The sequence below is a fragment of the Bacteroides hominis genome (genome assembly GCF_033042785.2).
In the GTDB taxonomy this organism is placed as follows: domain Bacteria; phylum Bacteroidota; class Bacteroidia; order Bacteroidales; family Bacteroidaceae; genus Bacteroides; species Bacteroides hominis.
In genome coordinates this window covers 2,387,341-2,410,259 of the sequence record NZ_CP178829.1, presented here as the reverse complement: position 1 = coordinate 2,410,259, position 22,919 = coordinate 2,387,341, and the positions used below count along the sequence as shown (strand labels likewise).

Below are 22,919 nucleotides of genomic sequence, written 5' to 3'. Positions count from 1 at the left end.
AGATATAGAAATGAAATTAAAATTCAAACATCAGAAGTTTCAGGAAGACGCAGCAAAAGCGGTATGTGATGTTTTTGCCGGGCAGCCATACAAGATGCTCGACTATCAAGTAGAGACCCGGAAGAAAGACGGACAGACCAGTTACGAAAGATTTACAGGATTCCGTAACCACCCTGTCGTACCCCAACTCACAGATGAGATGGTTCTGAGACATATCCAGGATATCCAGCGTGCCCAACAAATCAAACCGTCGGAAGCGCTGGAAGGGAAATACAACCTCACCATCGAAATGGAGACGGGTGTAGGTAAAACGTATACCTACATCAAAACCATCTTCGAACTGAATAAACGCTACGGTTGGTGCAAGTTCATCATTGTCGTACCCAGTGTTGCCATCCGCGAAGGAGTCCACAAAAGCCTGGAGATTATGAAGGAACACTTTGCCTCGGATTACAGCACCCCTCTGTCTTATTTCATCTACGACTCCAAACAGTTGGGTGAATTGAACGCATTTGTCACAGACAGCAGAATCCATGTAATGATCATCAATTCACAGAAGTTCAATGCTACGAACAAAGACGCCCGCCGCATCTACATGAAACTGGATGATTTTGGCGGCAGCTGTCCTATCGATGTGATTGCGCAGATGAATCCGATACTGATTATCGACGAACCCCAGTCGGTAGAAGGAGTCAAAACAAAAGAGGGATTGAAACGATTCAATCCCCTGTTCACACTGCGTTATTCGGCTACACACCGCGAACTCTATAACCTGGTCTATCGCCTGGACGCGATGGAAGCTTACAACCTGAAACTGGTTAAGAAGATTGCCGTCAAAGGTATTTCCATCAGTGGAACAACAGCCACTGAAGGCTTCGTCTATCTGGAAGGTTTAAACCTGTATCCGGACAAAAATCCGACTGCCAATATCGGATTCGAAGTAAAAAGAACCAAAGCAGTGAATCAGGTAGTACGGGCTCTGAAAGTAAATGATGACTTGTACGCTAAATCAAACCGTCTGGAAGAATACCGGAACGACTATGTAATTACAGATATCAACGGCGTTGAAAATTCCGTCACCTTCCGGAACGGCATCAAGCTTTATGCAGGTGACGTAACGGGTAGCGTCAACGAAACTCAACTACGACGTATCCAGATACGAGAAACCATCTTATCACATATTAAGAAAGAACAGGAACTGTTTGAGAAAGACATCAAAGTTCTCTCCCTTTTCTTCATCGATGAAGTAGCCAAATACCGCCAGTATAACCCGGACGGAAAAGGAGAATATGCCGAGATTTTCGAGCAGGAATATACCGATATCATAAAGCACTTGGACCTTTCGTTATTCAATCAGCCGGAATATATCAATTATCTAAAATCGACCGTGGCATCAAAAGCTCACGAAGGGTACTTCTCCAAAGATAGAAAAGGAAAGCTGATTGACAGTAAAACCGAGCGGGGAACCAAAGAATCAACAGATGAGGAGGCATACGATTTGATTATGAAAAATAAAGAACGCCTGCTTGACCGAAAAGAGCCGATCCGCTTTATTTTTTCACATTCCGCCCTGCGGGAAGGATGGGATAACCCGAACGTCTTTCAAATCTGTACCCTGAAACAAAGTTCGGCAGAGGTACGCAAGCGTCAGGAGGTGGGACGCGGGCTGCGCCTCTGCGTAAACGGACAGGGAGATCGCATGGACGCCAACGTTTTAGGCAAAGAAGTGCATCGTGTCAACCTACTGACCGTGATAGCCAGTGAATCGTATGAATCGTTTGCCAAAGGCTTACAGACAGAAATGGCAGAAGCCATAGCCGACCGCCCACAAAAAGTAACTATCCAATTATTCAAGGACAAGACTCTCCGATTGCCTAATGGTGAAACCATCATAGCAACCGAAGATATAGCACAAAGTATCTACGACTCTTTACTTGAAAACAAGTATATCAAGAAAGGAGAACTGACGGACAAATTCTATGATGACCGTAAACAGGGAGAAGTGATTTTCGACGATGAGCTCACCGATTATAAGGCGTCTATCATGACCATCCTAACCTCTATCTATAATCCAAGAGAGATGCAGCCGGACGATGCAAGGAAATACAACATAAATCTTCGGTTGTCGAAAGATAAACTTGAAAACAGCAAACTTCAGGAATTGCTAAAGCTACTATGCAGCAAGTCAACCTACACCGTAAAGTTTGACGAAAAAGAATTGGTAGAGAAAGCAATCGGGAGCTTAAATGAAAAGTTAAGAGTACCCCAGCTCTATCTTTCTGTCATTACAGGCCAAATGGACGAAATCAAGTCTAAAGCAACTTTGGTTTCGGGAGAGGCATTTAAAGTAGATCCCAATCAGGCGCACTATGAAAAGATAGATGCCATGGCAAACGATCAAGTAAAATATGACTTGCTCGGTAAACTCACAAACGCCACAAATCTGACCCGAAAGGCAGTTGCTCAGATTCTTGCCCGGATAAAACCGAATGTATTCGCCCAATTCAGAAATAATCCCGAAGATTTTATTATTAAGGCTTCGGAACTGATTAACGAAGAAAAAGCGCGTCTGATAGTACAACATATCGAATATAGCCCAATCGACCAGTACTATGATGTATCGGTCTTTACCCAGGCAGCTGTTCAAGGATGTTTGGGCGTAAACACAATGAAAGCAGATAAACATCTGTACGACCATGTGAGATTCGACTCTCGAAATGAAAAAACATTCATGGAAAAACTGGAAGAAAATGACGAAATAGAAGCTTATGTAAAACTACCCAACAGTTTCTATATCCCTACTCCAATGGGAAAATACCATCCGGACTGGGCCATCGTCTTCAAACAAAAGTTGTCGAAGTATCCTTATTTTATAGCCGAAACCAAAGCCAGCGATTCTTCCCTGCAAGACCGGGAAATAGAAAGGGCAAAGATAGAATGTGCCAAAAAACATTTTGCGAATGTAAACGGTGGAAAGCTTAAATATGATAAAGTAAGTTCCTTCGAGGAACTTTTGAAAATTGTCGCACAAGATCCCGTTTAAATCCAATAAAATAGCATGTTTCATTCTTTCCAGACCTCCATTGCCGGCATCGAATTGCCCCACTTGTTTACTTATCCCTTCCATTACACTCCTCATCCGTTATGTGTAATGGCAGCAGGAGAAGTACAGGCTTACATAAATAAACAGACAAGATGGAAAGAAGAATTGGACAAAGGAAAAATGTTCGGCGTATTGATAGTCCGTACTTCTAACGGACAAATGGGATATCTGGCTGCTTTCTCGGGTAACTTGTGCGGAAGCAATTCACACTCTTTCTTTGTACCACCGGTATACGATTTGTTGCAACCGGATGGTTTCTTCAAGATAGAAGAAGAACAAATCTCGGCTATCAACCGCCGAATCGGACAATTGCAAAACAGTGACCGGTATGTGAAACTCCAACAAAGGCTGGCGAAAGAAACAGCCTCATCACAACAGATATTGACCGAAGCGAGAAAGACTCTGAAAACGGCAAAAGAAAAACGGGAACAGCGCCGGCAGCAGCAACCGGATGAAGATGAACAAGCTGCCATGATACGTGAAAGCCAATATCAGAAAGCAGAATTCAAACGTCTGGAAAGATATTGGAAAGAGCGAATTTCCGAAGTGAAAGCAGAACTGGAAAGTATTTCATCGCAGATTGAATCTCTCAAAGCAGAACGCAAAAACCGTTCGGCGGCATTGCAGCAAAAGCTATTCCATCAATTCAGCTTTTTGAATGCCAGAGGAGAAAGCAAGAACTTGTGTGCTATCTTCGAACAAACCATTCAGCAGATACCACCTGCCGGAGCAGGTGAATGTGCCGCACCCAAGCTATTGCAATATGCTTACCTAAATGGATTGAAGCCCATTGCCATGGCCGAATTCTGGTGGGGAGAATCACCGAAAACAGAAATCAGGCGTCACGGTTATTACTATCCGTCCTGCAAAGGAAAATGCGGGCCCATTTTACGTCACATGTTACAAGGTCTGGATGTCGAACCGGATCCTTTGGCAACAGCCCCTGCCCCGCCAAAGGAAATAGAGATTCTCTTTGAAGACGAATGGCTTCTGGTTATCCATAAACCGGAAGGACTACTCTCCGTACCTGGAAAATCGGAGGAACTGTCCGCCTACAGTCTACTCAGAGCCCGCTATCCTGAAGCTACGGGACCGATGATCGTACATCGACTGGACATGGCAACTTCAGGATTGTTGTTGGTAGCCAAAACCAAGGAAGTACATCAGCACTTACAGGCGCAGTTTGAAAGCCACAGCATTAAAAAGCAGTATACAGCACTGCTGGAAGGTATCTTACCGACTGACGAAGGAACCATCGATCTTCCCATTTGTCCGGATCTTCTTGACAGGCCCAGACAAAAAGCAGACAGAGAATCAGGCAAAAAGGCTGTCACCCGATACTGCGTAATAGATCGCAAAAACGGACGAACCCGTATCGCTTTCTTCCCGCAAACGGGACGTACACATCAGTTACGCGTTCACTCCGCCCATCCGTCAGGTCTGAATTGCCCCATCGCAGGCGATGAACTCTACGGTAAGAGAGCGGAGAGGCTTTATTTACATGCGGAACGTCTGGAATTTACCCATCCGGTGTCCGGACAAAGAATATATATTGAAAAGAAAGCTGACTTTTAACAAATAACCAATGATAGAACAACCCCACATACACGAGTATGACGAGCTTCTTCAGGTTTGGGAGGAGGCAGTTCGCACTACCCACCACTTCCTGACCGAAACGGATATACAGTTTTATAAACCTTTGATCCGGAACGAATACTTTGCCGCAGTACAACTTTATGTCATCCGTGAAGATGCGGGAACCATCGCTGCCTTCATGGGACTGAGCACCGATTGTATCGAAATGCTATTTGTCAGTCCTAAGGCCCAGGAACAAGGCTATGGCAGTGAACTGGTTGAATTCGCCATCCGTGAAAAACACATTTATAAAGTAGACGTAAATGAACAAAACACGGCAGCATTAGGATTCTATCTACATCAAGGATTTGAAGTGACAGGCCGCGACGCGTTGGACGGAACGGGAAAGCCATTTCCTGTTTTACACCTGCAAATTCCTCCCGTCCGGCTGCGAAAAGCAAGGATCCAAGATATGGGTTTGCTGCAAACAGTGTTTACACAAAGCGTACAGAACACTTGTTCTGCCGATTATAATCACCTACAGATTCAAGCATGGATCGGACGAGGAACTCAACAACGTTGGCAGGAATTATTTCAAAGTGACTTATGTTTTCTGTTAGCAGAAGATATCAGACAATCACAAATAGCCGGATTCACCTCTATCAACCCTAAAGGGTATCTGCACAGCATGTTCGTCCATCCCCAATATCAGCATCGGGGTATCGCTTCCAGTCTGTTGAGAAAAGCTGAAGAGTATGCCCGCAATTGTCGCGCTGTATCGGTTCACTCGGAAGTAAGTATCACCGCCCGGCCTTTTTTTGAAAAACACGGATATATCACCGAAAAAGAACAAACGGTCGATGTGAACGGCATAGAAATGACTAATTTCTTGATGTATAAACGAATTTAACAGAACAGACTGAGATTTTTTTATAGCTTTGCGACAGATAACTATTTAAAATCAGCTCATGTTACAATCCAAATATCTGTTTCTTTCGCTTCTTTGCCTGCTGGCACCGCTCCGGCTTCATGCACAATTCATGGATTACGGGTCGGATCCCGCCCGGTTTAAATGGAACATAGCGAAACTGCCTCACTATGATCTGGTATACCCGCAAGGAAATGATTCAATGGCCTATCGATATGCTCTCTTTCTTGAAAATGTATATCCCCACATGTCCAAGACCATTGGAAAGCCGATCAAAGCCCGTTTCCCGGTCATTCTCCATCCGGCCAGCATGCAATCCAACGGAATGGTTTCCTGGGCACCGAGACGGATGGAACTGATTACAACTCCTTCTTCGGACCTAAGTACTCAAAGCTGGGATAAACATCTGGTATTGCACGAGTCGCGCCACGTATTCCAGACCGGAAAGGTGATGCATGGTATCTTCAAACCTCTTTATTATATAATAGGTGAACAGGCAGCCGGTGTGGCCTCCTTTTTTCTTCCGGTGTGGTTTCTCGAAGGAGATGCAGTAAGCACCGAAACTGCCATGTCAAACGGCGGACGGGGACGTCTTCCGGAATTCAACATGATCTATCGTGCCCAATTATTAGCAGGCGGAAAGCCTTATACTTTCGACAAGTGGTTAATGGGATCTTACAAAAATTATACAGGAACTTATTATGCATTGGGCTACGATATGGCTTCATATGCCCGCCAGCGTTATGGAGCTGATATCTGGGATAAAAGTACCAGCCGTTATGTCCGGAATTTATTATTTGAAGGCTCTTTCAAGCATTACACAGGAAGCAGTTTCAAACGGCTTCAGCACGACACATTCGATTTCTTGCGGAAAGAATGGGAAAAACAGGATACCTGTACACTTGTGCCCGACTACCTCTCTTCTACCTCAAAAACCTACACCTCTTATCGATATCCCCAATCGATCAATGACAGTGTAATTATTGCCGTCAAATCCGGACTGAAAGATATAAACTCTCTGGTAGCCATCAGCAACGGTAAAGAAAAGCATCTGAGTTATATCGGAAGTATCAATAGTCGTCTCAACTTCCGGAACAACCGGATTTACTGGAGTGAATTGGTTCCCGGGCTCCGTTGGACGCACGAGAACTATTCCGTTCTGAAATATTATGATTTGGATAAAAAGCAGATAAAAACAATCACCCCGCGCCAACGTTATCTGGCCCCGGCTATCGACAAGTCCGGTCGGACCATTGCGGTCTCCCGCCCCACTGTAGAAGGCAAAAACCAACTTGTATTGATAAATGCAGAAAAGGGAAAAGAGCTATCCTCTTTCGACGTACCTGACAACGCATTTATCAAAGAACTCACATTCGGAGAAGGCCTTGATATTTTCTCCATAGCCGTAACCGATTCGGGAACCAGTCTGTTGGAATTCAATCCGCAGTCCGGAGAGTGGAAGGAGTTGATAAAAACCACCTCGGCCAACATCACCTCTCCTACTTGGAAAGACGGAAAACTCTTTTTTGAGTCGGGAGCCAACGGCACAAATAATATCTACTGTCTTCATCTCTCCGACAAACAGGTTTACCGGCTGACAGCCGCTCGTTTCGGTGCATTCGATCCTTCATTTTCCCGGTCAGGCAACCATCTGCTTTTTGCTGATTATCAAGCAGACGGATACCGGATTGCTGCGTTGCCGACTGACAGTTTGCTATTTGAAAAGGCCGATTTAGCCCGTCCTGCTCCGATGCCATTCGTTGAAACATTGGCTACTCAAGAACAGTTCAACCTTGATTCTACCCGTCTGGATAGCATCGATTTCACCCCCAAACGCTATCATAAAGGTACACATACTTTCAAGATACACAGCTGGGCACCTTTCTATTATGATGTGGCCGAAGCAATGAACAGCAGTGCAAGTGATTTAAGTACAATTGTCAAGCCGGGAGCAACCATTATGTCACAAAATACACTGAACACTGCCATCATGCAGGCCGGCTGGTATTATGACGAAGGCTACCATCACGGTAAACTGTCATTCACCTATCAGGGCTGGTTCCCTATAATCAATCTTGCTGCCGACTATGGTGATAAGGCTTTCAATATCGGCTGGACCAAAGATGACAAAGGTCAGGATATCACCAAAGGATATTATCCCGGACGCAATCTACTGGAAGCGGAAGCGCGAGTTTACCTCCCTTTCAACCTGACACGTAACCAACGCATACGAGGCATACAGCCTGCTTTTACTTACTATTTCACAAACAATAAGTATCAGGAGTATCATAGTGGAAAGTATCGCAACTTCCAATACATTCTCCCGGAAATCCTATTTTATGATTACAGACGAAAAGCACAACGCGACATCCTTCCCCGAAACGGTTACCAGCTTCGGCTGCAATACTTGAAAACCCCGTTCAATAAGGAGAATTTCGGTAGTCTGTACGCTGCCCGGCTGACTACCTATTGGCCGGGTATCATCAGGAATCACGGATTGATGCTACGCTTGGGTTACCAATATCAAGACCTTGACAATAAATCACTGTATCTCCCCAAACATCTGCTGGAAAAGCCTCGCGGATATCATTTCCAATATCAAACCCGCCAACAATGGGCCTTCAAAGCAGATTATGCTTTACCCCTGCTTTCGCCCGACCTGAGCATCAGTTCACTGATTTACATACGCAGGCTGCGTGCAAATCTTTTTTATGACTTGTCACGCAACCAAGCCAGTCGCAAAAGCAACTGGAGCACACAAAGCTCTTACGGAGGCGATCTTATTTTCGATTGGAATGTGCTACGTATGAGTTATCCGCTCACGACAGGCGTACGGCTGATCCAGCCGATCGACTATGGAAAATTCCAGGTAGAAGCACTGTTTTCAATCAGCTTCTAAGATTGGGAACAAGCTACTCTACCTCAAAATCTTCCGAACTGAAGTTTCCATAACGCCTGCCGGTGATAGCGGTGAACTTCAGTACACAATAGTCCGGATCTGTAACGCCAAGCGGATAGTAGAGCGTATCGCCTTCTCTCCATATCATTTCTTTAGTGGAATTATCTGTAAGCACTTCCATCTTACCTTTCAGCATAACTCCCCTAAAAAAGCGAGAGTCACAGAAGTAGACACAAGCATGCTGGTTCTTCAGGTATTGAGTGGTACGCATAGAAGAGGTATTGGTGGTAAAATAAAGAATCCGGATACCTTCGCGCTTCCGGGGCTGTAACATTGCTTTAATATTGGGGAAGCCTTCTATATCAACAGATCCGATAAATGCGATCTTTTGCTTATCAATCAGATTCCCAATCGTTTTCTCTACATCTTTCATTGTTCTAAATTTTAATAGTTTTACACTGACACAAAGGTACAGAAAGAAAAAAGAGGGTATGTGACAGAAACAAAGGCAGAAATGACACTTTTTATGGTTTATGTCCCCTCCGGTAGCCCAAAGGAGTTTCTCCCGTATACCGGCGAAAACAACGACTGAAATAAGAAACCGTTTCATAATTCAGTTCGAAAGCTATTTCGGCAACCGGCAAATCCGTGTAAGCAAGCATCCGCTTTGCTTCTTCCATCACTTTATTCTGAATATATTGCTTGGCGCTTATCTGCATAGCGGTACTCACTATTTCATTCAGATAGTTAGGAGTAATACACAGTCTTCCGGCATAATACCGCACGGTACGGTATTCACTGAACCCACGGTCGACCAACTGTACAAACTGAACAAGATACGGACTGCGGCCTTCCTTGTTTATCCCTGCATCCGATACGGTCTGCACGTAAAAACGGTCAAGCAGCATCAACGCTTCATAAAGTTGCGCTCTCAACACATGAACGTCATTCTGTCTGAACAGATCAATCTCCTCCTTAATAGATTGCAGAAGTTGCAACATACGCAGAAAAGAGCGTTCCGGCAAATGTATTTTCAACGATTCCTTCACCGGATTGAAAAAGGAAAGATGCTGCACAAACAAAGAATCTTTAAAGAAAGAAGATAAAAACTCTTCTTCAAATATCAGAGCATATCCATTCACAATCGCATTTGTATCCCAGCTACGTATCTCTCCCGGCTTGGAGAAGAACACATCTCCCACACCGCCCCGGTAGGTATGATTATCAAGAATGAAACTTCCTTCCCCTTCGGTGATAAAGGTAATGTCATAATAAGTCAGGGTATGAACAGAACTTTTAACGACATATTTCTTTATATCTTTCAGTTCTACTATATCCACCAGCAACTCACTGCCGTACTTATTCTTTAAAAAGGTATATCGAGGGATAAGTTTTTTCATAACCTTGTCTTTCAAACTATCTGAGAGCGACAAATATACAAACTGTAAATGGATAAGCTCTGTCAGTCACTCATGAAATCATTCTGTCAGCTACAACATTATTATAAATAAGGTATAATCGTTATGTAAATACCCGTAATGATAGCCGAAGTGATTACTCCTGAAATGTTTGCACCCAGTGCATCCCCCAGGATGAAAGAGTTCGGATTATCTTTACTTACCAACTTTTGGGCAACCTTTGCCGTAGTAGGCACACAACTCACGGCAGCAATACCGATCACCGGATTATAGTTTCCTTTCTTTATGAAATACATGATGTAACCACCCATGATTCCCCCGATACCCGACAATAACAAAGCAAGCATACCCAACACCAAAAGTTTCAGAATTTTCGGATCGAGCAACAAATGGGCGTCACAGAGCACACCCAACAGTAATCCCAGCATAAAGGTAGAACCATAAAGCAACGGACCACTTACAAAATCATAGATATGCTTCATGCCGGACTCGCGTACAGCTACCCCTAAGAACAGAGAAAAGAATAGTGGAGAAGCAACCGGAAACAAGAAACACAGCACAGCACACAGAATAGCAGAAAAGGCAAGTTTCACTTTCGCGTCATAATTTTTAGGAGCTTTCTTCTCCACCATCTTGATAGCACGCAGACGTTTAGGAATCAACAGCTTTACCAAATAAGGATATCCCCCGTATGTTAATCCCAAATACAGATAAGCCACCACCGTAATAGGCACAAACAAGTGTTTGGCCAAGGCAAGCGAAGTAAACAGCACCATCGGTCCATCGGCTCCGCCGACCATTGCAACAGAAGCGCTTTCCTTTAAAGACAACCCCAGACCCGAAGCGATAGGCACTGTAAGAAAAGTCCCCAACTCAGCACAAAGGGCCAGGAAAATACTGGCAAACGGTTTCTGCAACAAGAATCCGACATCGAGCAACGTACCGATTCCCATAAACACAAAGCAGGCTATCAATCCGTTACTAAACGTCAATGTATATACCGGTTGCAGAAAGTCAATCTGCATCGTATTCATCAACGCGTCCGTATCCGATAACATAGGGTCCAGAAAAAGGTTCCCCAATGCTCCGTCGGGCATAATCAGTGTTCCGCAATTAATGGCTACCATCCCCAGTCCCATCGGAATCATAACCATCGGCTCAAGTACACCCTTCCAGCCCAGATAGATGAGCAGAAATCCCAAAGCTATTAAAAACATACGGGCACTGGCCAGAAACCATCCGCTGGCCATCATTGTTCCAAATCCCTGAAACAGGGTTCCAAAGTCTATACTTTCCATACTATCAAGATTTATTTGTTTTTATTGGTTGAAGATGCTTTCTTATTGTTCTTTTTGTCATGCTGTAACATTTGTTCTTCTTTGCGAAGAAACATGGATCTTGTATCTTCCGGATAAAAATAATCCATCAGTCCGCGTTCCGGCTCACCGGGACTGACACCGTGATAGAACCCGCGATTGTCTCCGGGATGTTTGGTGATGCCCCTGCTGAAGTCTTCACGCCCGTCACTCCCGTACTCCTCGTCGCTAAGGGCACTTTCGGTTATCAAGACAGCTACTTTCTGATGAAGTTTCCGAATACGTTTCAACCGGGCAAGCTCTTCCTGATGTGAACTGTAAAAAGCCAATGAATCAGCCGCAGAAGCAATCAGCTTTATTACTCCGGCAACGAAAAAGCCAATGACGAAGGTAAGCCCCATCATGGCAAAAGTGGATAACAATAAACTAAACATAACATGGTATGATTTTAGATTGAAAAAATAAAATGCAACGAATGCCGACTGCCGGAGGGAGACAAGACACACTTCCCCGGCATTTATCGGAACAGATAAATGGGGTTACCCAATCACTTCAATACGGAAGTGTGAAACCGAAAAGCTAAATCAGGATATGCCCTAACGAGTATACATAATACCCGCTGGAATATTTAATGAAGTTATGATTGAAATCCGGATAAGCATCTCCCTTCTCCGACTGGCGGATATGAAAGGTATTAAGCAAGCGGATGGCAGTCTGTAATTTAAGTTTTAATACTTTGGATGAACCGAGTTCCCGTGAAAAAGAACCGTGGGGAAGGATGGCATCACTCACTTTCGAGTCAGCCGTCTGGTCGTTGAATAAAGAGTGGTCTCCGGCACATTGCGATATAAAGGTTGCAGTAACTCCCGCAGGAAGTTCCGCGTTCTCTTCTGCAGGGGCTGTGCAACCGGCTCCATACATTAAGAAGATACCTATCAATATGCAGAATACGTACTTTATCATAGTGACCGCAAACGTAGTAATAAATTTGAGATAAAACAGGATTCGTTGTTTAATTAACGAATATTTTATAATGATTGTTCCCGGTACAGACAGATAAATGACAAAAAAAGCGGAGAATCATCCGATTCCCCGCTTCTTATTCATATAATATAGGTGTGTTTAATTACATGGTAACCTGCTTTGCAAGCAGTTTTTGAAGTTTGCCATTCAACAGCTGGCACATTGTTCCATTTCCCATTGCTTGGTAACGTTTGATACGGTACTGCAACATCATAATTTCATTTGCATTCTTTTTCATAATTTTGGTCCTCTTTTTTTGCTCCCCACGTTTTGAAGAGCGGTTTTACATCTTGTTTTCTTTATTAACACTGCAAAGATACGAAATGTTTTCGAAAACATGTTCTAAAACATAAGAAAAGTGTGTTATTAGTTGATTTTTCTTTTTATATGGGCAGATTTGGCAAGTGCATATTACAAATATATTGCATAACTTTGCGCTTTATCAAGAAAAACGACTATGCTAAAACGGATACCACACACATACACCATCATTTCTTCTGTCATCTTGCTCTGTGCAGTGCTTTCCTGGATCATTCCCGCAGGTGAATATGTGCGCGAGACCATTGACGTCAACGGCACTTCCCGCACAGTCATTATAGACCACTCTTTCCACCGGGTAGAACAGACGCCACAGACCTGGCAAGTGTTCAGTGCTCTTCTTGAAGGCTTCGAACGGCAAGCGGGAATCATCGCCTTCTTATTAATCATGGGAGGTGCCTTTCAGATAATGAACAGCAGCCGTGCCATCGATACCGGCATCTTTTCATTCCTGAACTTTACGAAGGGGCTTGAAAAGCACAGACTGATTAAATCATTGGGGGTAAACAATGTGGTGATTTCCTTAGTCATTATTCTCTTCAGCCTCTTCGGCTCCGTATTTGGCATGAGTGAAGAAACCCTGGCCTTTGTCATTATCATCGTCCCGTTGGCCATTTCGATGGGATATGATTCCATCACGGGGCTTTGCATGGTATATGTTGCTGCCCACATAGGTTTTTCGGGTGCCGTACTGAACCCGTTTACCATTGGCATTGCACAAGGCTTGTCCGACTTACCGCTATTTTCCGGATTTGAATATCGCATGCTTTGCTGGCTGATACTGACCACGGTCCTGATAGTCTGTGTACTCAGATATGCCGCCGTCATTAAAAAGCATCCGGAGAAATCGCCCATGTATCATGCCGATGCTTATTGGCGGAAACGGGAAGAAGAAAGCAACGGAGAGATATCCCGTGTCACGACTCGTCCGGCATGGATCGTCTACATACTGTTAATCATATCCTTGTGCCTGTTTTCCATCATTTACCCAACCAGTACTTTCGCAATAGGCGAAGCGTCTGTCACCTGCTATGCAGTGCCCGTCCTGTCTGTTTTGTTTGCCGCCTTCGGCTGGCTGGGTTTACGTAAATCCAACCAGTTCTTCATACTGACCCTGCTTGCGTTCACCATTCTTTTCCTGATTACCGGTGTCATGGGACATGGCTGGTATCTGCCGGAGATCTCCGCCATCTTCCTCGCAATGGGTATTCTCTCGGGATTTGCCAACAGTGAAAAAACAGATAACATCATCGGGCAATTCATGGACGGAGCCAAAGATATGCTATCAGCTGCCATCGTGGTAGGTCTGGCAGGAGGGATCATCCAAATACTGCAAGACGGACATATCATCGACCCGATCTTACATTCTCTGGCTTCACTGATGGGAGAAACCGGAAAAATAGTATCTTTGGGGGTGATGTACCTGATACAGACACTGATCAACCTGATTATCCCGTCCGGATCGGCCAAAGCTGCATTAACCATGCCTATCATGGCACCTTTTTCCGATGTCATCGGGCTTTCACGGCAAGCTACAGTAATGGCTTATCAGTTTGGTGACGGATTTACCAACATGATCACACCTACTTCCGCCGTATTGATGGGAGCCTTGGGCATTGCCCGCATCCCCTACGAGATATGGGTGAAATGGTTCTGGAAGGTACTTCTTTTATTCATCATTCTGGGAATGGTATTGCTGATCCCCACAGTACTCTTCCCTATGAACGGATTTTAGGAAATAAAAAAAGAAATCATAATCAAATATATAAACCAACAGCATTCACTCCTCCCCTCTCTCCGGGAGAGAAAAAGGAGCGAAGCCTTATTTAACAACAAATTGTATGAAAATCCTGACCCGCTTTCTAATTATCCCGATGTTGTCGGTTGCGTTTTTTTCATGCAGTGAGTCCCACTTCCTGAAAGATGAGACTTACCGTAGCCAAGTGACGCAAGATTTTGAAAAGAAGAAGCAACAGCTCCCTAACGGAGATCTGTTCGCAGTGTTTAATGAAAAACTCACCACTCCCGAACAGGAGGCCTTGATGTTCCTCTATGCCTATATGCCCACAGGTGACGTGACGGATTATACAGGTGACTACTATCTGGAGAATGTCAGACTCTCCGATCAGGCGCGTCGCGAAATGCCTTGGGGAAAAGAGATCCCCGATGACGTATTCCGCCATTTCGTACTCCCTATCCGGGTAAACAACGAAAATCTGGACGACTCGCGCCGGGTATTTTACAATGAACTGAAAGATCGTGTGAAGAACCTGTCGCTGCACGACGCTGTGCTTGAAGTGAACCACTGGTGCCACGAAAAGGTAGTCTACACCCCAAGCGATGCCCGTACCAGTTCCCCCCTCGCTTCGGTAAAGACCGCCTATGGCCGTTGTGGTGAAGAATCGACCTTCACTGTAGCCGCTCTCCGCTCGGTAGGCATTCCGGCACGGCAGGTTTATACTCCGCGTTGGGCGCATACCGACGATAACCATGCCTGGGTAGAAGCCTGGGTAGATGGTAAATGGTATTTCTTCGGCGCCTGCGAACCGGAACCGGTACTGAACCTGGGCTGGTTTAATGCTCCTGCCAGCCGTGGCATGCTGATGCATACCAAAGTATTCGGACGCTATGCCGGACAAGAGGAAATCATGTACGAAACTCCGAACTATACGGAAATCAATGTAATCGACAACTATGCTCCGACAGCCAAAGGCTCGGTATTGGTGACAGATGCCGAAGGGCAGCCGGTATCCGATGCCACTGTAGAGTTCAAGGTGTATAATTATGCTGAATTCTACACCGTAGCCACTAAACATACGGATAAGGCAGGACGCGCATCGCTGACTGCCGGCAAGGGCGATATGCTGGTATGGGCCTCTAAAGACGGACGGTTCGGTTATTCCAAATTGTCATTCGGCAAAGATAACGAACTGAAGATCGCACTGGACAAGAACGCCGGTGAAACCTATTCACTCCCACTGGATATTGTTCCTCCGGCCGAAGGTGCCAACCTGCCCGAAGTGACTCCGGAGCAACGTACTGAAAACGATCGCCGCATGGCACAGGAAGATTCCATCCGCAACGCTTACGTAGCCACTTTCATTACCGAAGAGCAAGCCCGGACTTTTGCCAAAGAGAACAAGCTGGATGAAACCGAAACAGTGCGCCTACTGATAGCTTCCAGAGGTAACCATCAGACTCTGACAGATTTCCTTTCTGCTGCCGTAAAAGCCGATAAAGCCGGTCAGGCCATCAGCCTGCTGAAAGTAATCTCAGCCAAGGACCTGAGAGACGTTAGTCCGGAAGTACTGAACGATCATTTGAACAACTCCGGTCTGCCCGGTTCCGAGGACTTCTACAGCAACGTACTGAACCCTCGTGTGGCCAACGAAATGATCACTCCCTACAAAGCATTCTTCCAGAAAGAGATCCCGGCAACTGAAGCGGAAGCTTTCCGAAAGAATCCACAGGCTTTGGTAGAATGGTGCAGAAAAGAGATCACTATCAACAATGAACTGAACTCACAACGTATTCCGATGTCTCCAATGGGAGTATGGAAAGCCCGGGTAGCAGACGAAAAGTCCCGTAACATTTTCTTTGTATCCATGGCACGTAGTCTGGGTATCCCCGCCTGGATAGACGAAGTGACCGGAAAAATTCAATACCGGAGTTTCAATGACAACGATCTAAAGAACGGTAAAGTCTACGACGTGGATTTTGAAGCAGCACAGCAGACACAGGCACCGACCGGAACACTCGTAGCCCGCTACCAGCCTATCCCTTCGTTGAGCGATCCGAAATACTATTCACACTTCACTCTCTCGAAATTCCGCAACGGGACTTTCCAATTGCTGAACTACGATGAAGGGGACGTAGATATGGGCGGCGGAGCCACCTGGTCGAACTTGCTGAAAAATGGCGCCCGCATGGATACCGGATACTACATGATGGTAACCGGAACCCGTATGGCAAGTGGAGCAGTGTTGGCCAACATCACTTTCTTCACCATCGAAGAGGGAAAGACAACAACTGTCGATCTGGTGATGCGCGAAAGTAAGGATCAGGTGCAGGTGATCGGTAATTTCAACTCCGAATCCACCTACCTGCCGATAGGAGCCACCGAACCGCAAAGCATTCTTCAGACTTGCGGACGGGGATATTTTGTAGTTGCCGTGTTGGGAGCCGGACAAGAACCGACAAACCATGCTCTCCGGGATATTGCGGCCCTAAGCAGCGAATTCGAAAAATGGGGCTGCAAAATGGTACTGCTTTTCCCTAATGAAGAACAATATAAGAAGTTCCGCCCGACAGAATTCCCGGGACTGCCCTCGACCATCACCTATGGTATCGATGTAAACGGAGCCATCCAGAAACAAATTGCCGAATCGATGAAATTGCCTAACAGCACCATCTTGCCGATGTTTATTATCGGTGATACGTTCAACCGGATAGTTTTTGTTTCACAAGGTTATACCATCGGACTGGGCGAACAACTGATGAAAGTGATACACGGATTGTAGCAAACAGATTCCGGCAGCTTTAAGGGCTTTTCCGGAGAAACCGGCAATTCCCCCGGATGCAACCGGGAAAAGCACCGGGAGCCGGTTGCTCCGAAAACGAATGAAGTAAGCACTTGCCGGAAACAGAGACTCTGCAGAAGCAGAACAGAGGCTCTATCCGTACCAAACAAAGGCTCTGTTTATAGCAAACAGAGCCTCTATACAGAAGGGGAGAAGTTTCGGCTTCTCCCCTTTCTTATATATCATAAAACGAGGACAGACATTCAGGCGGCTGTCCCGAGCCACCATACTATCCCCCAAATATAAATGTAGCCTTTATGGACATATCCCCCGGAGAGTAACTTGTTATTCCTATTTTCCCTTCATAAAAGGAACTCTCAACCACGACCGTTACCTTCTCCGTGTTATTTAATAACAGTGACACATCTTCTTTCCCATCAGCAGACAATTCTATATCAGGAACTATTTCCTGTCCGCGATATTCCAGAACTCCATCCGGAAGATAGCGGAAACCTGCAATATCCATCGAATATATTCCATAATAAATATATACTTTAGCATTATAATCCGGATGTATTCCGGATCCGTCGTTATATTTCACAATGAAGTTCGCGGTTCGTTCGTCGGTCGGAGGTATATCCTCCCTGTCTTCATCGTGGCAACTACAGAACAACGCAAATAGTAGCAAGAAGAGAATTGGACATCTGCTCAGGTTCATGATCTTTTATAATTTATTAGTTCTCAATGCCATATCACTCCCAAAGATAAGAAAAATAATACTAAACAGATACAATCACCCGACTATTTCACCCCCGCATCCCGATCTTTAACTATTTTCCCCAGTCACTGAACTCAAAACTCAATTGTTCCCACACTCCCCGATGCTCATTTGTCTCCTCTCTCGGATTCGACACCGAAAGCCCTATCAACCGAATGGGATGTTGCTCATACTCCACCTCTTTCAGCAACTGTTTGGCAAGAGGCAGAATTCTTTCAAGGCTCGTCAGTTCCTGAGCCTGCGTCATGCTCCGTGTGATCTGGCTAAAGTCATGAAATTTGATTTTCAGCGTCAGCGTCTTTCCCCGGAAGTCCTTCCGTTGCAACCGTTCCACAAGTTCCGTAGCTACGTGATAAAGTTCTATAATCACAGCCGATTTCACATGAATATCTTTCTCCAACGTATGTTCGCAACCGATTGATTTACGTATCCATACCGCTTCTACGGGACGGAGATCGACTCCTCGTGCAAAATCGTAATAGAGCAGTCCTACTTTACCAAACTGCCGTACCAACATTTCCGACGAACAGCCACGTAGCTGAAGGCCATTGTGAATACCCAGCAAATGCATCTTCCGGGCAGTCACCGGTCCTACTCCCCAAAATGACTCGATGGGCAGACGGGCAATGAAATCGAGCGCCTGATCGGGATGGATGGTACAGAGTCCGTCGGGCTTGCGAAAATCCGAAGCAATCTTTGCCAGGAATTTATTATAAGATACACCCGCCGATGCTACCAGGTTCAACTCTTCACGGATGCGCTGTTTAATAGCCCTGGCTATATCTACCGCCAGTAAAATTCCCTGTTTATTCTCTGTCACATCCAGGAATGCCTCGTCCAACGAAAGGGGTTCAATCAAATCGGTGTATTCATGAAAGATCTCGTGTACCCGGCGGGAAACCGATTTATATATGTCCATCCGTCCGGGAACGAAAATCAGTTGCGGACATAAGCGCTTTGCCTTCTGTGACGACATAGCCGAACGCACTCCGTACCGACGCGCTTCATAGCTTGCCGCCGCCACTACTCCCCGCTCCTCGGCATGCCCGACAGCAAGCGGTTTACCACGCAATTCCGGATGGTCTCTCTGCTCCACGGAAGCATAGAAAGCATCCATATCAATATGTATAATCTTACGTTCGCCCATTTCTGCAATAATTCTACATCGCAGTTCACATTTTGAGAAGCAAAGATAAGAGTTATTCTTTCAATCCCACTGACAGGATTAGTTAATAAAATGAAGACCGGCAAGGCACTCCCCCGGCCGGTCTCCCGTTAACTTACAAATTGCTTATATACTTTGTCGGTGAATCTCCGAAACGTTTCTTAAACACGATCCTGAAATATTTCGGATCACTGAATCCCGTCATGTCGGCAACCTCGGCTACAGTATATTTCCTACTCATCAGCAAGATCAGCGCCTTGTTAAGGCGTACACTACGAACATAGTCTGCGGGTGCATGGCCGGTTATCTCCTTAATCCTATTGTAAAAGCTCGAACGGCTCATATTCACACAATCACTCAGTTCGTCAATCGTAAACCTGGAATCGGTGAGTCTCTCTTCAATCAGGCTTCTCACCAGACTGATAAATTCCTGATCACCATCCGACAACGGCACATCGGCTTCGACGTCATCCGGAGCATCAACCCCTAATGTCAAACGGATATACCTCTTGCGGATAATCTCCCGGTTGGTAATCAGACTTTCAATCTCTGCTTTTAAGAACGAAATGGCAAAAGGCATTGTCACATAAAGATCGGCGTTCCGTTGGGTCTCCTTGCTGTCTTCGCCCGGTTTCACGAGCAATATCACAGGTACATGTGCTACCCTGTCATCCGATTTAATCCGGACAGCAAGTTCTTCCCCCGAAATTCCGACAAGGGCTGAAGAGGCCAGAACAGCATCGGGATGCTGTTCACATATAGTCGTAAAGGCCGTTTCCGCATCGCAAACCGATACAACTTCGTAATCCGGCATCAGGATTCGCACAAGATAATTACGTAATTCTTTATGGGTTTCGACCAATACCAAAGAACGTCCGTTGCGTCTCTTCTCCCGATGTTTCGGTAATGGAGTTTCCATTGCCGGCAACGTTTCGTTAGCCGGTAACAGTTCGCTGTCCTTGGTCGGAAATTCAGGTACGGAAAGCAGATCGGAAAGGTCGGAAAATTTCTCCGATTGCCGGATAGCAACAGGAAAGACTAAGATAAGAACCAGTTTATGCTCTTCTTTATAAGTAAATTTGATTTTGCCTTTATGCAAACAGATTAATTTGCGTATAAATAACCAACTCATGGTCTCGGCAGAGCCTCCCGAAACCAATCCCTTATAATTTAGAATTTTTTTTTAAGAAGTCCATTATCTTCAGACTCCAGCCTCAACTCCCAGTTTTGAGTATTGCACGATGTACTCAGAAGTATTTCCCCGCCCCTGTCTATACTGTCGGTAAAAGCCATCAAAAGGTTCCGGAGGATTGCAGCCATCTTCTCCCTATCCAGACACACGGTAACAAAAGCCGGCTCGTCCACCCAACGAAGCGTAATACATTTTTCGTTTGCGTAATCACTGAAACGGTTCACCGTCTCTTTGAGAAACATGGATAACTCATGATCGGCAAGAGACAGGCACCCGGGAGAAGCCGAAATACGGCTGATGCTTTCCAGGTCGGCCAGCAGATTGTTTACACCCTTAATCTGTTGCAATACGTTATTGACAAGTTCGGAAGACGATTTTTCATAAAGATACTCCAACGGAACCTTTATCAACGTAAGCGGCATGCAGAGGTTACGGGTAGTATTCATAAACAATTGTATCTTTTCTCTTGAAAGATTCCTGTCTTGCCAGATGAACCATGAACGAACAGCTAAAGACCCCAGCGTAATAGCCAAAACTCCATAACAAAGAAAAGCGCCATTTGTCTTCCAGAGCGGTTTACGAATCACGATATTCATATTCCTCTGTGCAAACGGACGTCCGTTGCCAATGGATATTGCCCGTACGGAGAAGACATATTCACCCGGAGCAAGGTTCGAAAAACGAATTCTATTCTCCGGCGACGGATTACTCCAGTCCGTATTATCCAGTTTCCAGCTGTAAGCTATATCCTGTATTTCATCGTAGCGGACGGCAGTAGCCGTAAACGAAAAAGTGTTTTCATCATGATCCAACTGTAAGGTAGCTGTATAATTCAGTGCTTTTTCTAACGGAGTATTTTCTGTTTCTACGGTCATATCCTTATCCAGCACCCGAAGCCCGTCCAGATAAAATCCCAGGCAGGTCTTGTGTAACGAACGAGGCTCTTGTTTGTCATAATCAATTGCTCCCTGGTATGTACCCAGTATCTGCCTGCCGTCTCCAATAAAAGCTCCCGACGTAATCCGGAGTCCTTTATTGGGAAACCGCCGAAACGAATGCTGTACAGGATCAAATGAAAAGGCAAACTGATCACTGCTTCCTATCAGCCGCTTCTTGTCATCCTCCCAAACAGCGTACACATTAGTAACTCCTGAATTTTTCACAGTATCCAGCCGGGATTGCTCCGGACGGTAGACCAGCAAACCGTTTCCTTCGGTTCCAATATACAGGCAATTGCTATCGGACTGATACAAGGCATGAATGTGCAGACCGGACAAGGATTTCACTTCTACAACACCATTATCATTGGGACAATAGAGAAACAAACCTTCATCCGTCCCAATCCACAACCGATCTTTATCCTTACGGCAAAGTGCATTGACCCCGGAAATGCGGGCATACGGAACAACCTGATTATTATTCTTCTTACGGATGATGTACAAGCCGTGTACATAGTTTCCGGCACATATCTCTCCGGGACCTGTTTCGCTAAGTGCAGTATACATCTGGCAAGGAAGATCTGTAACAATCCGTTCCCATCTGCCTGTCGACGGGTGAAAACAACTGATACCACGATCCGTCGCAAACCAGACATCCCCGTCCGAATCATGTAATACCGCATTTACCCGGTTGTTCGCCAATGAATGCGTATTTCCTGCCTGAAACCTATACCACTTATAATCATCCGGAGAATCCATATCAATCATTGATACGCCTTCCGGATAATCCGCCACCCAGATATGTTTCTGATCATCCACAAACAAATCGACAATCCGGTTCGTACGAATTGAATTACCATTCTCAAAATCGGTATGTACAAAAGACCTGATTTCCGGGTTAATAATGTCCATGCGATATAATCCCTCACCGTCCGTTGCTACTAAGACATTCCGGTCGTCCAATGTTCGCAAACTACTAATCCGGCTGTTCACAGGCCTGTCCCATGTATAAATCATCCGCTCCGACTTCGTGTCCCACACCATTAACCCTTCCGAATAGTCTGCGATAATCAGTCTGCCGCTATACGGATGAAAAAGCATTTCATGTATCCGGCGACATCTCTTCCCGGACAGTTCGCCGGATTGTTTTTCTATGGAATAACCCTTCATGGTTATCTCAGACAGGCCTTCATCCGAGCCCACGAAATACTCTCCCGGAGCTACTTCTACCATACCGGAAATCTGTTTCAGATTGTGATTCACCCGATAGAAAGTATTAGTAATTCCCCGATAAGCAATCAACCGGTTTCCAGCGGAAAACCAGATATGCCCCTGACTATCTGCACAGAGAAAGCGCACTGACGCCTTATCCTGGTTCGGCAGATGGTTTCTGCACTCAAACTTATCCAATGACGGATTATACGTCCATAAATCTCCGTTTCGGGTAACCGCCCATAACCCATTCTCTTTGTCCGTAAGCAGCCGGCAACAGCCCATATAATAATCCACAGTCTGTCCTTCGGCAGACAACTTATAGTGTTTCAGCTTCGTTCCATCAAACCGGCTTATTCCGGTATGGCTCATAAACCACATATATCCCAAGGCATCTCTCCGTATCTGATGCACTTTACGAGTATTCGTTTCACTTATTTCTACAATGTGTTTGCAAACGATGGCATGGCATAACGAACCATATATCATCATCATGAAGTATAAAATATATTTCATTCTTTTTGTTTGTTATAA

General features: G+C 45.3%; 16 protein-coding genes. 6 read left to right on the top strand and 10 right to left on the bottom strand.

Annotation, left to right across the window (positions count from 1 at the left end):
* Positions 1-10 precede the first annotated feature (10 nt).
* From R3O62_RS10005 to R3O62_RS09990, 4 genes are read left to right on the top strand one after another with little or no spacing between them, the layout of a single operon-like run.
* Positions 11-3,043, top strand: coding sequence for a type III restriction-modification system endonuclease (locus R3O62_RS10005; RefSeq protein WP_317472906.1), 3,033 nt, complete (start codon positions 11-13; stop codon positions 3,041-3,043).
* Between the two features lie 15 nt (positions 3,044-3,058).
* Positions 3,059-4,678: an RluA family pseudouridine synthase gene (locus R3O62_RS10000; protein ID WP_005775893.1), complete on the top strand. Its 1,620-nt coding sequence runs from the start codon at positions 3,059-3,061 to the stop codon at positions 4,676-4,678.
* A 10-nt stretch (positions 4,679-4,688) separates the two neighbouring features.
* Entirely contained in the window at positions 4,689-5,588 is a 900-nt protein-coding gene (locus R3O62_RS09995) for a GNAT family N-acetyltransferase (RefSeq protein ID WP_005775892.1), read from the top strand.
* A 58-nt stretch (positions 5,589-5,646) separates the two neighbouring features.
* Positions 5,647-8,505: a TolB family protein gene (locus R3O62_RS09990; protein ID WP_227560217.1), complete on the top strand. Its 2,859-nt coding sequence runs from the start codon at positions 5,647-5,649 to the stop codon at positions 8,503-8,505.
* A gap of 13 nt (positions 8,506-8,518) precedes the next feature.
* On the opposite strand, the gene R3O62_RS09985 is transcribed toward R3O62_RS09990, so the two are convergent.
* The 6 genes from R3O62_RS09985 to R3O62_RS09960 form a co-directional block, all read right to left on the bottom strand.
* Positions 8,519-8,938 (bottom strand): pyridoxamine 5'-phosphate oxidase family protein, encoded by a 420-nt coding sequence (locus R3O62_RS09985; RefSeq protein WP_032542348.1) that lies wholly within the window; start codon positions 8,936-8,938, stop codon positions 8,519-8,521.
* A 91-nt stretch (positions 8,939-9,029) separates the two neighbouring features.
* A complete protein-coding gene (locus R3O62_RS09980) occupies positions 9,030-9,905 on the bottom strand; it encodes an AraC family transcriptional regulator (RefSeq protein WP_005818741.1) in 876 nt (291 codons plus the stop codon).
* A 101-nt stretch (positions 9,906-10,006) separates the two neighbouring features.
* Positions 10,007-11,221 (bottom strand): sodium ion-translocating decarboxylase subunit beta, encoded by a 1,215-nt coding sequence (locus tag R3O62_RS09975; protein WP_005775879.1) that lies wholly within the window; start codon positions 11,219-11,221, stop codon positions 10,007-10,009.
* Positions 11,222-11,232: 11 nt separating this feature from the next.
* A complete protein-coding gene (locus R3O62_RS09970) occupies positions 11,233-11,673 on the bottom strand; it encodes a LapA family protein (RefSeq protein ID WP_032529855.1) in 441 nt (146 codons plus the stop codon).
* A 145-nt stretch (positions 11,674-11,818) separates the two neighbouring features.
* On the bottom strand, positions 11,819-12,202 hold the full coding sequence (locus R3O62_RS09965; RefSeq protein ID WP_005818739.1) for a hypothetical protein: 384 nt from the start codon (positions 12,200-12,202) through the stop codon (positions 11,819-11,821).
* 163 nt (positions 12,203-12,365) lie between these two features.
* Positions 12,366-12,500: a hypothetical protein gene (locus R3O62_RS09960; protein ID WP_005775876.1), complete on the bottom strand. Its 135-nt coding sequence runs from the start codon at positions 12,498-12,500 to the stop codon at positions 12,366-12,368.
* Between the two features lie 219 nt (positions 12,501-12,719).
* On the opposite strand from R3O62_RS09960, the gene R3O62_RS09955 reads away from it, so the two are divergent.
* Both R3O62_RS09955 and R3O62_RS09950 read left to right on the top strand, forming a co-directional pair.
* Entirely contained in the window at positions 12,720-14,315 is a 1,596-nt protein-coding gene (locus R3O62_RS09955; RefSeq protein WP_005809879.1) for a YfcC family protein, read from the top strand.
* Positions 14,316-14,421: 106 nt separating this feature from the next.
* Positions 14,422-17,100 (top strand): transglutaminase domain-containing protein, encoded by a 2,679-nt coding sequence (locus tag R3O62_RS09950; protein WP_317472907.1) that lies wholly within the window; start codon positions 14,422-14,424, stop codon positions 17,098-17,100.
* Positions 17,101-17,389: 289 nt separating this feature from the next.
* Here R3O62_RS09950 and R3O62_RS09945 read toward each other — a convergent pair whose 3' ends face one another.
* From R3O62_RS09945 to R3O62_RS09930, 4 genes are all read right to left on the bottom strand, one after another.
* Entirely contained in the window at positions 17,390-17,818 is a 429-nt protein-coding gene (locus R3O62_RS09945) for a hypothetical protein (protein WP_317472908.1), read from the bottom strand.
* Positions 17,819-17,930: 112 nt separating this feature from the next.
* Positions 17,931-19,025, bottom strand: a complete 1,095-nt coding sequence (gene dinB, locus R3O62_RS09940) for a DNA polymerase IV (RefSeq protein WP_005809884.1) — start codon at positions 19,023-19,025, stop codon at positions 17,931-17,933.
* A 133-nt stretch (positions 19,026-19,158) separates the two neighbouring features.
* Positions 19,159-20,175, bottom strand: a complete 1,017-nt coding sequence (locus R3O62_RS09935) for a helix-turn-helix domain-containing protein (RefSeq protein WP_032541482.1) — start codon at positions 20,173-20,175, stop codon at positions 19,159-19,161.
* Between the two features lie 38 nt (positions 20,176-20,213).
* Positions 20,214-22,901: a sensor histidine kinase gene (locus tag R3O62_RS09930; protein ID WP_269110314.1), complete on the bottom strand. Its 2,688-nt coding sequence runs from the start codon at positions 22,899-22,901 to the stop codon at positions 20,214-20,216.
* Positions 22,902-22,919 lie beyond the last annotated feature (18 nt).

Bases quoted from the DNA above. Each gene is read 5' to 3' on its own strand.
- R3O62_RS09960 (WP_005775876.1), bottom strand. From the start codon at position 12,500: ATGAAAAAGAATGCAAATGAAATTATGATGTTGCAGTACCGTATCAAA.
- R3O62_RS10000 (WP_005775893.1), top strand. From the start codon at position 3,059: ATGTTTCATTCTTTCCAGACCTCCATTGCCGGCATCGAATTGCCCCAC.
- R3O62_RS09965 (WP_005818739.1), bottom strand. From the start codon at position 12,202: ATGATAAAGTACGTATTCTGCATATTGATAGGTATCTTCTTAATGTAT.
- R3O62_RS09990 (WP_227560217.1), top strand. From the start codon at position 5,647: ATGTTACAATCCAAATATCTGTTTCTTTCGCTTCTTTGCCTGCTGGCA.
- R3O62_RS09945 (WP_317472908.1), bottom strand. From the start codon at position 17,818: ATGAACCTGAGCAGATGTCCAATTCTCTTCTTGCTACTATTTGCGTTG.
- R3O62_RS09955 (WP_005809879.1), top strand. From the start codon at position 12,720: ATGCTAAAACGGATACCACACACATACACCATCATTTCTTCTGTCATC.
- R3O62_RS10005 (WP_317472906.1), top strand. From the start codon at position 11: ATGAAATTAAAATTCAAACATCAGAAGTTTCAGGAAGACGCAGCAAAA.
- R3O62_RS09970 (WP_032529855.1), bottom strand. From the start codon at position 11,673: ATGTTTAGTTTATTGTTATCCACTTTTGCCATGATGGGGCTTACCTTC.
- R3O62_RS09985 (WP_032542348.1), bottom strand. From the start codon at position 8,938: ATGAAAGATGTAGAGAAAACGATTGGGAATCTGATTGATAAGCAAAAG.
- R3O62_RS09950 (WP_317472907.1), top strand. From the start codon at position 14,422: ATGAAAATCCTGACCCGCTTTCTAATTATCCCGATGTTGTCGGTTGCG.
- dinB (WP_005809884.1), bottom strand. From the start codon at position 19,025: ATGGGCGAACGTAAGATTATACATATTGATATGGATGCTTTCTATGCT.
- R3O62_RS09930 (WP_269110314.1), bottom strand. From the start codon at position 22,901: ATGAAATATATTTTATACTTCATGATGATGATATATGGTTCGTTATGC.
- R3O62_RS09975 (WP_005775879.1), bottom strand. From the start codon at position 11,221: ATGGAAAGTATAGACTTTGGAACCCTGTTTCAGGGATTTGGAACAATG.
- R3O62_RS09995 (WP_005775892.1), top strand. From the start codon at position 4,689: ATGATAGAACAACCCCACATACACGAGTATGACGAGCTTCTTCAGGTT.
- R3O62_RS09980 (WP_005818741.1), bottom strand. From the start codon at position 9,905: ATGAAAAAACTTATCCCTCGATATACCTTTTTAAAGAATAAGTACGGC.
- R3O62_RS09935 (WP_032541482.1), bottom strand. From the start codon at position 20,175: ATGAGTTGGTTATTTATACGCAAATTAATCTGTTTGCATAAAGGCAAA.